Annotated in this window: 9 protein-coding genes and 1 pseudogene; 5 read left to right on the forward strand and 5 right to left on the reverse strand. The window is 56.4% G+C overall.

Going from position 1 to position 13,210, the window contains the following annotated elements:
* Nucleotides 1-187: 187 nt before the first annotated feature.
* Nucleotides 188-1,441: an alginate export family protein gene (locus tag AB1781_06275; protein ID MEW5704179.1), complete on the forward strand. Its 1,254-nt coding sequence runs from the start codon at nucleotides 188-190 to the stop codon at nucleotides 1,439-1,441.
* A gap of 99 nt (nucleotides 1,442-1,540) precedes the next feature.
* Here the strand turns inward: AB1781_06275 and AB1781_06280 are convergent, their stop codons facing one another.
* The 3 genes and pseudogenes from AB1781_06280 to AB1781_06290 form a co-directional block, all read right to left on the reverse strand.
* Nucleotides 1,541-2,401, reverse strand: coding sequence for a trypsin-like peptidase domain-containing protein (locus AB1781_06280; protein ID MEW5704180.1), 861 nt, complete (start codon nucleotides 2,399-2,401; stop codon nucleotides 1,541-1,543).
* Nucleotides 2,402-2,642: 241 nt separating this feature from the next.
* Nucleotides 2,643-4,268: an Ig-like domain-containing protein gene (locus AB1781_06285; GenBank protein MEW5704181.1), complete on the reverse strand. Its 1,626-nt coding sequence runs from the start codon at nucleotides 4,266-4,268 to the stop codon at nucleotides 2,643-2,645.
* A gap of 174 nt (nucleotides 4,269-4,442) precedes the next feature.
* A pseudogene (locus AB1781_06290) lies at nucleotides 4,443-4,625 on the reverse strand (IS1 family transposase).
* 399 nt (nucleotides 4,626-5,024) lie between these two features.
* On the opposite strand from AB1781_06290, the gene AB1781_06295 reads away from it, so the two are divergent.
* Nucleotides 5,025-6,749: a type I secretion system permease/ATPase gene (locus tag AB1781_06295; GenBank protein ID MEW5704182.1), complete on the forward strand. Its 1,725-nt coding sequence runs from the start codon at nucleotides 5,025-5,027 to the stop codon at nucleotides 6,747-6,749.
* A 4-nt stretch (nucleotides 6,750-6,753) separates the two neighbouring features.
* Nucleotides 6,754-8,208, forward strand: a complete 1,455-nt coding sequence (locus AB1781_06300) for an HlyD family type I secretion periplasmic adaptor subunit (protein ID MEW5704183.1) — start codon at nucleotides 6,754-6,756, stop codon at nucleotides 8,206-8,208.
* Between the two features lie 151 nt (nucleotides 8,209-8,359).
* Here the strand turns inward: AB1781_06300 and hemN are convergent, their stop codons facing one another.
* On the reverse strand, nucleotides 8,360-9,709 hold the full coding sequence (hemN, locus tag AB1781_06305; GenBank protein MEW5704184.1) for an oxygen-independent coproporphyrinogen III oxidase: 1,350 nt from the start codon (nucleotides 9,707-9,709) through the stop codon (nucleotides 8,360-8,362).
* A 125-nt stretch (nucleotides 9,710-9,834) separates the two neighbouring features.
* Nucleotides 9,835-10,593 (reverse strand): Crp/Fnr family transcriptional regulator, encoded by a 759-nt coding sequence (locus AB1781_06310; GenBank protein ID MEW5704185.1) that lies wholly within the window; start codon nucleotides 10,591-10,593, stop codon nucleotides 9,835-9,837.
* 375 nt (nucleotides 10,594-10,968) lie between these two features.
* On the opposite strand from AB1781_06310, the gene AB1781_06315 reads away from it, so the two are divergent.
* Both AB1781_06315 and AB1781_06320 read left to right on the forward strand, forming a co-directional pair.
* On the forward strand, nucleotides 10,969-11,319 hold the full coding sequence (locus AB1781_06315) for a hypothetical protein (protein MEW5704186.1): 351 nt from the start codon (nucleotides 10,969-10,971) through the stop codon (nucleotides 11,317-11,319).
* Between the two features lie 255 nt (nucleotides 11,320-11,574).
* On the forward strand, nucleotides 11,575-13,071 hold the full coding sequence (locus AB1781_06320; protein MEW5704187.1) for a YHS domain-containing protein: 1,497 nt from the start codon (nucleotides 11,575-11,577) through the stop codon (nucleotides 13,069-13,071).
* The last annotated feature ends 139 nt before the right edge of the window (nucleotides 13,072-13,210 follow it).

Here is a 13,210-nt window from a genome sequence, read left to right on the forward strand (position 1 = left end):
AAATCCACCTGTCTTACAATTGGCGCGATTGATGCATTGAAAAAGCGTGCTACCGTGCGCGCATTTCCGCTCGCGGAAGGCCCGAAGGCGGGCCTTCGCTTGGCAGCGTTGCCGATTGGATTGGCCCGGCATTTCCAGGCCCGCGTCCCATCTTGCGGCGTTTTTTGTTGATCAGAAAGAGAAGCGAATGGCATCGGCAATATTCAAAACGTCCGTCCGCCTTGGTGGCGCGGCTCCCGTCTTCCTGGCTTGCGCTGCAATCATAAGCGGAAGCGCCACGGCGGAGACGGCAACAGAAACAGCGGCGAAAGCCCCGCCAATCTTCACGCCGATCCTCGATACCCGGCTTCGTTACGAGAGCGTGGATCAAGAAGGCTTTGCGAAAGATGCGAATGCCGTAACTTTGCGTCTTCGCTTCGGCTTGGAGAGCCGCAGCTACAACGGTTTTTCCGTGCTTGTGGAAGGCGAGGGCATCGAAGGGCTTAACAACGATTACAACTCCACCACAAATGGCCGGACGGCGCTGCCGGTGGTGGCGGATCCGGACAGCATCGAACTCAACCGGGCCCATATCGCGTACGCGGATGCGGACGTAAAGGCGGTCGTCGGGCGTCAGCGCATCATTCTCGACAATGCCCGCTTCGTCGGAAATGTGGGGTGGCGCCAAAACGAGCAAACCTTTGACGCGGCGCTTGGCTTGTTGACGGTGATCCCGGACCTAAGGCTGACCTATGCCTATGTCAGCGCTGTCCGGCGCGTTTTCAGCAGCCGCAACCCAGCCGGAAAATTCGATAGCGACAGTCATCTCGTGAACCTTAACTACACCGGCTTGTGGGGCGCGGCGTTCACGGGCTATGGCTATCTCCTTGACCTGAAGGAAGCCCCGGCTTCTTCCACCGCAACCTATGGTCTGCGGGCCACGGCTCCCATCGACTTCGCCGAGGGCGCGCTTTTACAACTGACTGGCGAATACGCCTTTCAGACCGATTACAGCGACAACGCGGGGGATGTGGACTTAAGTTATTTCCTTGTCTCCATCGGCACGAAGTTCGATGGATTCGATGCGTCGGTAACCCATGAAACGCTGGAAGGAAACGGCGGCGTCGGCTTCGCGACACCGCTTGCGACGCTGCACGAATTTCAAGGTTGGGCGGATGTCTTTCTGACGACACCCGCTTCCGGGATCGAAGACCGGTATGGGCGTATTGGCTATGCTTTTCGCGAAGTCGGACCGTTCGCCGAGATCGTAACGGCGGCGATCTATCACGATTACAAGGCGGAGATCGGCGGCGGTTCGCTCGGTAACGAACTCAACCTTCTGATTAAGGGCGTTATCGACCCTAAGCTTTCGGCCACTTTTAAATTCGCGACCTATGACGGTCCGGCGGGCGGACCCGCAGATCGCAACAAGCTGTGGCTGCAATTCGACCACAAATTCTAAGGCGTTCCTCCGCCCCCAAACGCGAATTTGTGCGGCCGTTCCAAGGACCGGACAAAATCGTCGGCGACTTAACGTGGCGATGCATACGACAGCGGCATGCTATCGAGAGCTTGTAAGTTCAGCCTGAAATGCCGTCGCCGGGATAGCGACACCGAGGGTGTGGCCGTTCCGCGTCGTCGTCGCGACGTGAATCGCCACCAACCGGTACTCGCTTCCCCGACGGAGCAGGATGGGAGAGCCGGAATCCCCATGCGTTGCGTCGCAATCATGAAGGATAAGCCGCCCCCGATCAGCGAACCGGATGAGCCGACAAGGTTCGTGACGGGTGAGTATGTGCGCCTTGTCCTGGCTGTAGCCGGCATGGAGAAAAACCGCCCGCTCCTGCTGCAACGCGGCGAGCCGTGACGGATCTAGTGTTTCGGCCTTAAGGCTTCCCAAGGCGGCATCGAAGCCATCCTTAAGGGTCAGCAGCGCCCAATCCGACGCCAGGTCCGTGGTTGCGCCGCCTTTCGGCGCCCTTGCTCCATCGGAGAGCCGGTAGCTTGCGACCTGCCCGTGTCGAAGGTAGTCGCCACGCCGATAGCCAGCGACGAAATGAAGCGAACTTGCGGGCAACCATCGCTGCGCGCGAACATTCCACAGGCAGTGAGCCGCCGTCACCACCCGCCTTGGCGCGACCAATACCCCGGAGCAAAAACCGCCAACCGTCTTATTGACCCGGCCGATGGCGCTCCACGGATAGGAGGCGCTGTCCACCAGCACACGATCATCCTCGCCCTTGATGCCGAGGAGTCCGGGCGGTTCCGCGAGCCCGGCCGACATTCCCGCAATGTAAAGAAAAGCCGCGACGAGGGATCGCCAAAGACAACGTCCGTCCGCCAACGGATACCGGATGCGCGTCGTTACCGCGAAGCGGACTATCTTGGGCAGCCTGCTGAAATAACGGAAGGAATTTTGCATCGCCCGAAGCTGCGGAATGCCCCTTTCCGGTCTAGGGGCAACGTGCTCCGACGCGGCCTTTCGGGAGGCTGCGGAAGGCCGCGCCTCCCGCTCAAGCCGATTTAACCTGACAATGCCTGAAAACACCATGCCCCCGGAGGCGTCACTTCAGGGGCTGTCTTAAAAGACCAGTCCCGTCAACGTGACGCCGCCGTTCAGGATAGCACAACGCTACTTCGATGCCAGATCGCGGTAAAGGGGATCAGGCAAAAAGACCTTCGCTGTACTGGAATGTATAGTCAGCATGTGCCGACAAAATTTCGATCGTAAACCCGTCGGGCACACTCCCGCCTTCCACGTAATCGATGTCCTCATCGCCATCCATAAGGAAGAACTGGCCTTCTCCGGGGCCCAAATCGCGATTGTGATTGTTGCCGGCCTTTATCGATGCGGCCACCAATTCATAATCGGCGAATTCTTTCTCCAGGAAGGAGGATAAATTCACATTATCAAGGTCCGTTTCGCCGCCATTCCAGGAATCGATTTTGACCTTAATGATTCCGTCATCGCCTTCTAGATAAAGGACGACGTTGGAAATGGCCTGCTCGACACCCTTCTTGTTGGTGAAGGTGCCGAAATGATCCTCGCCATCGTCACCGGAACCCCCGTCATCGTCGCTGATGCCGTTAATCGTGATGGTAGCGGTTGTGCTTGCGGTTCCGCCATTGCCATCGGAAATCTCATACGTGAAGCTGTCTTCAGCCGTTTCGCCGGTGTTGAGGCTATCGAAGGCGCCATTGGGGTCATAATCGTAGGTGCCGTCTGCGTTGAGAGTAAGCAGCGCACCCGAGGCCAGCACTATCTGCGTTCCGACGCCCCCCGAATCTCCGTTAACGGCGCTTACCGAAATGCTATCCAATCGATCGATGTCGTAATCGTTGGTCAACACATTGCCGGAAACGGCGGACGCCTCGTCGGTGACGTTGGTGTCGGGGACCGCATTTGGGTCATCGTTTACGCCATTTACGGTGACGGAGAGGGTCGCCGTGTCGCTTCCCCCGTTGCCATCGTTGACGCTGTATTCGTACGTCGCCTCAAGGACTTCCCCGACCGAAAGATAGTCCGCGTCGGTTGCGTCGATGCTGTACGAGCCATCTTCGTTAATAACGATGGTTACCCCGTCAGCCATCTCTATCGATTGGCCGACAAGAGCGGCGTCGCCGTCTATCCCGGTTACCGTAAGGCCGTCGGGAATTCCATCTCCATTGGCGTCGCCAGCATCTTCGTCAATGTCGTTGGCAAAAACATTGCCCGTGGCGGTCTCGTCCTCGTTAAGCCTAACCGCATCATTAATTGCGTTCACCGGATATGGGGCAGTTCCAAACAGCTTGTCCGAGGCCTCGCGGCTCCCGTCCGCGTCCCCAACCGAAGTTTGGCGGACCGTGAAGCTTTCCAGCGCAATATCATCAAGGGTTAAGCCGCGAAGGCTGGAAGAGAGGACAAACGTGGTCGTCTGGATATCGTCTGTGGCGACGCCGGCTGTCCCGATATCTATGCCAACTTCGTATGAACCATCGTGATCTGGGTTGCTTGCGCCAACGCCGCTGGTGTTGTTTCCGAATCCCAGATCTGTAATGTTTCCATTCGGATCTTGTGTGAGGTCATCGCTTGAGACATCGTCGCCCGCGATGTCCAGGGTGCCAATGAGGGCGTCATCCGAAACATCGAAGAACAGGCCCCGAAGGTCAGCAATCAGGTTGTCGTAATCGTCTTCGTTGCTGACTTCAAATAGGAGCGTCCCGTCGGCTTGCTCAGTGATCGTAATCGTCACTGGGGCCATCTCGTCGTCGCCGGTTTGGGTATCCAGCGTAAAAGTTAGACTGCGCATTTCATGACCCTCGTTATTTTAATGGCTTGCCTTCGGTTTCGGTGTCCCTCCATTCCGTTTTGGAACGGAACTACCGTCTCTCCGACGCTTAATATTTTATTTAGATTTTATCTTTTATTTGGGCTTTGAAAAAGTGTCAACGGCAGGCGGTACCGGGTAAGGGAAGAGTCGGATTCAGGCGGCTCCCATTCCATTGAAAATCCTGACGATGTCCGCCAGTTCCCAAAGCCGATCCGTGACCCCCGCCGCCATCGCCGGAGTGACCCGGAGGGTCTTATGGATATGACCAAAGGGGCAACGCATGAAGCGACGCGCCACCGCATGGGCGTGATTCTCGGCCTTCTTTGAGGCGGCATTGGCTTCGAGAACGCGCTCGCCGGCCGCCAAGTGGGCCAATTTTACGCCGTCCCGGCGTTGACATCCGGCCCTTTAACGCGACAGCGTTGGCATGGATGTGCTTGGCCTAAAGTTCAAGTCACCCGGAATTTTCTTACTCCAAGCGGTCCAAGGTTGGCCGTCGAAACTCTGGCTTTATGAAACATACACCCCTTTTCAGAGGCCGCTTCAGAGGCCGCACCGCACAGGTCGCTTGCGTAGCGCGGCCCGTCGCACCCATACTTTGGGCGAATGATTTCAGTCCGCGTGTCGTGTCTCCGGTGATTGTTTCCACGGCCATGGGATCGCAATCGACTGCAATTGCCCGACTCTTTTCGGGCCGAGCGCTGAAGACCTAACCGCCCTTCGAGGTTTCCTTACTTGAACGCACCCGCCCCTTCATCCGTCATCGAACAGACCAAGTCCCTGATCAAAAAAGAGCTCATGCCGTTGATCGGCTTCAGCCTGGGCATCAACCTGCTGATGCTGTCGGTGCCGTTATACATGCTTCAGCTTTACGACCGCGTTTTGCCCAGCCGTAGCACCGATACATTACTCATGCTGACCGTGCTGGTTATCCTGGCCTTGATAATCATGGCTGGCTTGGAAGTGGTGCGAACGCTGATGATGGTGCGGATAAGCGCGTGGGCCGACCGCCGGATTAGCGCCATGGTCATTTTCGGCACCATTACCCAAGCGTTATCGCGAATGGGCGCCAGCACTACGCAGCAAGGGTTGCGAGACCTTAATACGGTGCGAAATTTCGTTGGGGGGTCGTCTTTCTTTGCTTTTTTCGATGCGCCATGGGTGCCGCTTTATCTAATCATAATTTTTTTATTACACCCGGCCTTGGGGCTGATTGCCACCATTGGCGCTCTCGCTTTATTCGGGCTCGGTTTTTTTAACGAATATATAACCCGCGATCCGTTGCAGCGCGCCAATAGTCAAGCGGCGGTACTAACCGGACAGATGGAATCATCGTTTCGAAACGCCGATGTCATCCAATCGATGGGCATGATGCCGGCAATTCTTTCGCGTTGGCAGCAGGCCAATGAACGCATTCTGGCTTTGCAATCGTGGGCCAGTGATATGTCTGGATATCTAACCGCCTTTACCAGATTTATTCGGCTTACGCTTCAGGTCTCAATCCTTGGGGTCGGCGCATATCTGGTAAATATTCAGGAGTTAACCCCGGGTGGGATGATCGCCGCATCGATTATCATGGGCCGCGCGCTAGGACCCGTAGAGCAAGCGATCGGAACTTGGCGCGGATTTGTTGGCGCGCGTAGTTGTTACGGGCGACTTAAAGCGCTGCTGGACAGGGCGCCGCTTCAGGAGAAGGGCATGTCTTTGCCAAAGCCGCAAGGAGCCCTTTCCGTTGAACAGGTCGGGTATGCCTACCCTAACAATCAAACGCCGGTTCTTCTCGGCGTCAGCTTTCGCTTGGAAGCGGGGGAAAGCGTCGGCGTGGTCGGACCGTCCGCGTCGGGCAAAAGTACGCTGGCGCGTGTTCTGGTCGGCAATTTATTGCCGCAACGCGGCGCGGTGCGGCTGGATGCTGTCGAGCTGGCGAAATGGGACCCAGACGAACGCGGAAAATATATTGGTTATCTGCCGCAAGATATCGAACTATTTCAGGGCACCGTGCGTGACAACATTGCCCGTTTTCAAAGCGATGACGACGACCATGTTATTGCCGCGGCGAAACTTGCCGGCATTCACGACATGATCCTGCATTTCCCAAATGGCTATGACACCGATATCGGGGTGGGCGGCGTGATGCTTTCAGGGGGGCAGCGTCAGTCCATTGCGCTGGCGCGCGCGCTCTATAGAGAACCAAGTCTGGTCGTGTTGGATGAGCCGAATTCGAATCTTGATGGTCAGGCAGAGCAGGGGCTGTCGACGACATTCGCCCGACTGAAAGAGAAAAAAATAACCGTCGTGGTGATATCGCATCGGCTTACCATTTTGCGGGCCGTGGACAAGGTGTTGGTGATGCGTGCAGGCCGCGTATCCAATTTTGTCAACCGGGACGATTTTTTACTGTCGTCGAACAACGCCGAACGGAATTTACTATCGTCGAATAATCCCAAAAGAAAAAAGTAGGCGGATGAAACTCCCCGATAAACATAACGGCGAATTCCCAGACCCAGAAAACAACGGGGGGGCGAACAAAAAACTGCCCGTGCTGATCTCGGGCATGAAATTGGTGACGAAAGCGGGCAGCCGCGCAACCACCGTGATCAGTGAATACGCCCCACAACTGATACGGTCGGAAACCGGAACTTCCGTTCCGGCCGCTTGTGGAATCTTGTTGGTTGCCGCCTTCGTAATCGGCTTCTTGATCTGGGCTGCCTTTGCGCCATTGCTTAGCGCCGCGATTGCCCCGGGTACCGTGACGGCGTCTAGCAACCGCAAGCCGATACAGCATCTGGAGGGCGGGATTATCGCCAAGGTGGCCGTAAAAAATGGCGATAATGTCCAGTCCGGCGAGCTTTTAGCCAAAATGGACGATACGCGGGCCATAACCTCGCTTGAGGTGGTGCGCATCCAGCACCGAGCCGTTACCGCTCATCGTGACCGCCTGCGGGCCGAACGGGAAGGCCGTGACCGTATCGAATTTTCCGAGTGGTTGATGTCCGCGGCCAACGATCCGCAAATACAGAAAATCATGGACGGACAAATCCATATTTTTACCACTCGGCGCAGCTCGCTTTTGAACAGCATTGCCATGCTGGGCCAACGGGTCAAGCAATACCGAGCCGAAATCAACGGGCTCGAAGCGCAAATTAAAGCGCACAATCTGCAGCTGGGGCTGATCGGCGAGGAAATCAAAGACCTGTCGGGATTGGTGGAGAGGGGCTTGGCGCGAAAGCCAAAATTGCTGACCTTACAACGCGAGGCGGCCGAGATAGAGGGACGGCGCGGCGAAAACCTCTCGAGCATCGCGCAGGCCCAACAAAATATCATCGAGTCTGAATTGCGAATTATTGAACTGCGGAATGCATATGACGGTGAGGCGGCCAGCGAATTGCGGGATGTGGAAACCCAATTGTTTGATCTTGAAGAACGGATAGATGTGGCGCAAGACATTTACGATCGCACATCCGTTTCCGCACCTTATTCGGGGACCGTCGTCAATTTGGCATTTCACTCGCCAGGCCAAGTTGTCAAGCCGGGCCAGATATTGATGGATTTGGTGCCAACGGACGATGAGTTGATTGTTGAGGCTCGCGTCAGGCCGGAAGATATCGATATTGTCTATCCTGGCTTGTCGGCTGAGATTCGCCTGACCGCATTGAAACAGCGTAATGCCCCGATCATAAAAGGGAAGCTGATAACAATTTCCGCCGATAGCGTGGAGAACGAACGGTCTGGCGAGTTCTATTATCTTGCCCGCATCCGTCTGGATGATGCGCAGGAAGATGTTTTTAAAGAAGTAAAACTTTACCCCGGAATGCAGTCCGAAGTTATGATTCTAACTGGGGAGAGCACGATGCTCGAATATATTCTTAATCCGTTGACAGCAACATTGCGCCGCTCCCTGCGGGAAGAATCGAATTGATTTTGAGCGCCTTTGCCCATTCCCCAAACGACAAAACAGGGAACGCTCGAAGCCGAACAGGGAACGCGCGGGCTAGAACGGGGGATTCACAGGTCCTGTTCATTGGTATGCATGGGCCTCGTGTCATCGTTTATCAATGGAGCCACACGAGTCAGATAGCGCGCGAATGTCGGTCCGCTCCGGTCTGCAGGTAACTATCGAAGACTGAACAAACCGTCCGCAACAGCGGTCGGCCCTCCGGGAGCACGCGAATCGTGTGGTTGCTGATCTCGACGAGTCCGTCAGTTTCGAGGGGCTCTAGGGCCGCGAGTTCTCGACTAAAAGGCAGCGTTTTTACACCGAAACCGCGAGATATTGCTGCCAGATCGACCCGCAGGTCACACATGAGACGCTCGATAATCGCCCGCCGGAGAAAATCTTCATCGCGTAAAAGCACGCCCCGGGCCACCGGCAAACGCCCCGCGCGGACGGCTTGGATATATTGCCGGATCGGAATCGTATTTTGAACATAGCCTTGAGGCAGCGATCCGATCGAGGACGCGCCAAGACCGATCAGGATCTTGGCGTCATCGGTGGTGTAGCCTTGAAAATTGCGGTGCAGCGTTCCGCGCCTGAGGGCGCGGGCAAGCGGGTCGCTTGGCAGCGCGAAGTGATCCAGACCGATCTGCACATAGCCCGCTTCAACCAGCCGCGCCCGAGCGGCTTCACTCTGGATCAGGCGAGCTTGAGGGTCCGGCAGCTCCGAATCTAGTATCAGGCGCTGGTGTGGTTTCATCCAGGGCACGTGAGCATAGCCAAACAATGCCAACCGGCTTGGCTTCAGGGTTAATACCTTGTCCACGGTCGCCAGCACATGGATTGCCGTTTGACGCGGCAGGCCGTACATCAGGTCGACGTTGATTCCTTGAATACCGGCTGCCCGCAACCATTCGACAACCCGGGCGGTGGTTTCAAAGGGCTGAATCCGGTGCACCGCTTCTTGGACATCCAGGTTTACATCCTGGACCCCCAGGCTTGCACGCGTCGCGCCTATGTCCGCCCAAGCTGCAATCATGTTTTGCCGCACTTCGCGCGGGTCGATCTCGAGCGCAAAATCGGTGTCTTCCCCGAAGGAGAAGTATTGCTGTAAGAGCCGGCCGATCTTATACACGCCAGAGGGTTCTATGATCGTTGGCGTCCCGCCCCCGAAATGCAGACGGCACAATCGCCGCTTGGTGCCGAGGCATTCCGTGACGAGCTTGAATTCGCACGCCATGGCCTCCAGGTAATCGCCGACCGGCGCATAGCGCTGCGCGATCTTGGTATGACAGCCGCAAAACCAACAGAGGCTGTCGCAGAACGGGATGTGAAGATAAAGCGAAAGCGGCTCGGCCGGCGACAGTTCGGAGAGCCAATTCCTATAGGCCCCTTCGTTGATTCCGTCATGGAAATGAAGGGCCGTTGGATAGCTCGTGTATCGCGGGACCGGTTGGTCATACTTCGTAAGAATGTCGAGCCGCATGCGATCCTGTCCGGATTTCTATACGGATGGCACGGAATGGAGTCTAATAAAGCTGAAACCGTCACAGGCGGAATCGATCCACATCAAGAACCGGAAGACTTCCAGGCGACCAGCGGTTGCCGCGCTTACCTGTTTATGCCGGACGGCAGTTCTCGATGCGTCCAGGAATCAATTAGCTTCGGATCAAGGTCGGCGATTTCAACCAATTTGTCCGGGTTAAGGATCCGAAGTTTTCTATGGTGGAATTCGACGACGCTCATGTTTTTAAGGTTATTCAGAACGCGGTTCACATGAACGCCGGTGAGGCCCAGGGCGTCACCGATGTGCTCCTGCGTCAATGGGAGGTTCATCTCTTCAATGTTATGACCCGGCCATTGCACCCTATACCGTATGAATAGCTCAAGAAGCAGATGCGCAACGCGTTCTTGTGCCGAACGTCGGCCGATACTAGTCAGGCGGGCATAAGCGAGGTTCTGATCCCGTGACGTGAGCCCGGCAAGCCGCATGCCGATTTCGGGATATTTCTTGGAGAGTAGAGTGAGGGCCTCACGGGGAATTATACAGACCCTTACTTCGGTTAAGGCCTGCGCCCCGTAAGTTGCCGCCGCTCCATCGGCTGGATGAAAACCCAAGACGGCGCCCGGCAATGCAAAGTGGAGAATCTGGCGGCCGCCATCTTCAAGGAGATTGTATAAGCTGACCCAGCCATCCAGAAGATTGAAAACAGCATTGCACGCGTCGCCGGGGCTGAAGAGGTCTTGCCCCCGATCGAACACGCGTTTCCCCGACGCATAGCTCGAGATCACCTGGAGAGCTTCCGGTGAGTAGTCTTGGCAAAGACCGTCTATTCTCACCCGACAGGCGTCACAATCCGTGGCGGCCATGGCGGACTTTCTCGAAGGCTCCATCGAAGGCTCCGTAATCAAAGACTCCGCATGTCACTTCTCATGCAACGCATTCCGGCGATCCAGCTACGCCAAGGTCACCGCTTCAACCGCCCCCATCCGGCAGCCTTTAGCCACCGGCCCGCGGGAAGCTAAAATAATAGCGCCTCGATAGCTTAACGGCGAGGACATAGGAACAAGGCGGCCAAATCGGGTCCGTTTATACCTTGCGAGGAAGGGCTCGGAGGCAGAAATCCCGGCTTTTCCCCATCGAAAAGTTTGATGGAGTTGAAAGTCTCACCCGCAGGAGTCGCTTAAGATCACCCCCTCGCGCTTGGTCCTAGAATCGCCGCAAAGGCGCAGCCAGATGGATTCGTGATCGCTTCTACCGCCGCCCTGCCGTCATCCGCCCCGTCGCGGATCGCGATTACCGTCGTAAACTCCTACGCCACACTCACGCTATGCCCTTTTTTTGGCAAGTGCGGCGGCATTCTTCTGATCGATTTGCTGGCTGGCACGAAGGAATTTTATAGAAGCCCTTCACGGTCAAGCGAATCCATGCTCCAGCTTATATTGGGCCTGAAGCCGGAAGGGTTGATCTGTGGATTTATCACCGATACGGAGCGCCGTCATCTGCAGGAAGCTGGTATCGATGTGCGGATCGGATCGTGCTCCCGCCCCGCCGATAAACTCGCTGACAGTTTTCACACGCTGCCCGGCGTGTGAAGCAAGATCATTCGATTTTCCTAAATAAGCCGTCCGATGGATGCGAATAGCGGCACCCCGAAGTGCCTGCGATTCGATCTCGCAATCGATGCGTGACCGCGGCCCCGTATACGAAGGGCATGTTAAATCAAGACGTATGATGCCTCGTTAAAAGCTTAATCCAGATCAAGGAAGGGGCGTTTTGTTTTCGTTAGAGTGCCACTCTAAGAACAGGGATGCCGCGTGAGAAAAAATGCCGTTGTTAGAGGTGCATGAATGACCCAGCTCGAACAGAAGGAATGGTACGACCTGGCGCGCACGACGACGTGGGCGCCGAAATACGTCCAGCAGGACGAGCTTTTCCCGCCGGAGATGAGCGATCCTTATCAGATGTCCCAGGAGGTCTGGGACACCTATGACGAACCCTACAAGACGACCTACCGCGACTACGTGCAGGTCCAGCGCGACAAGGACGTCGGCGTCTATTCCGTCCGCGCCGCCCTTGGCCGCTCGAATTTCATCGAGAAAGCAGCGCCCGGCTGGCTTTCGATCCTCAAATCCCATTACAGCGTCATCGGCGGGATTGAGTTCACCGCGGCAATATATCTTTCTCGCTGCACCCGGTTCGGCCGCGCCGGCGGCATGCGCAACACCGGCACTTTCGGCATTCTCGACGAGATTCGCCACGGCCAGCTCCAATTCGCCTTCTCGCACGAACACATCAAGCGGGATCGCCAGTGGGATTGGGTAGTGAAGGCGTATCACACGAACGATTGGATCAGCGTAGCCGGACGGCATTTGATCGACGATGCGATGATCAGTCGGAACGCCGTCACCTCCACCCTGATGACTGGTTATACGCTGGAGAGCGGTTATACGAACCTGCAGTTCATCAGCCTCTCGGCCGACGCTGCGAAGATGGGCGATTATACTTTCTCGAACGTCGTCACCAGCATCCAGACGGACGAGGCGCGGCACGCCCAGATCGGCGGACCAGTCTTGCGGATTCTGACCGAGAACGGCCGCAAGAAGGAAGCCCAATACGTCCTCGACCTTGCCTTCTGGCGCGGCTGGAAAATTTTTCAAGCGCTGACCGGACCGGCTGTGGATTACTACACGCCACTTGAGAAGCGCGAGAAGTCCTTCAAGGAATTCATGGAGGAATGGATCATTGTCCAATACGAGCGCCAGATCGCCGACATGGGGATCAACCAGCCCTGGTATTGGGACATCTTCCTGGACGAGCTCAACTACGCCCATCACGGCACCCATTTCGGCCTGTGGTCTTGGCGTCCGACCCTGCCCTGGGATCCCGTGGCAGGCGTCGCACCGGCCGAACGCGATTGGCTGGAGAGGAAATACCCGGGCTGGAACGACACCTTCGGCAAGGCATGGGACGTTGTTATCGATAACCTGCTGAATAATCGTGAAGAAAAAACTCTCCCCGAAACACTCCCTGTTCTCTGCAACCTCTGCCAGTTGCCGATCGTCGCGCCCCCCGGCACGAAGGCCTTCAAGCTCCACGACTACATGCACACGCACGAGGGCCGACTCTATCACTTCTGCTCGGAGCCGTGCCGCTGGTTCTTCATGAAGGAGCCGGAGCGCTACAAGGAACACAAGACGATCGTCGACCGTTTCCTGGCCGGGGAGATTCAGCCGATGACGGTGCCGGGCGTGCTCGCCTATATGGGCGTCGCCCCCGGCGAGAGGGGCAATGATTCATACGAATGGCTTGACGCCTACCGCCCACCAATAAAGGCGGCAAGCTAGCAAAACAAGGAGCGCCCGGCTTTTGGCGTAAGGTTTGGCGTAAGGTTTGGCGTAAGGACGTTCACGGGGGGATTTCAATCATGGCGTTGTTTCCGCTGGTTTCCAATTTTCAGGGCGATTTTTTGCTGCAACTCGTCGC

This window comes from Pseudomonadota bacterium, assembly GCA_040752895.1.
Classification (GTDB): Bacteria; Pseudomonadota; Alphaproteobacteria.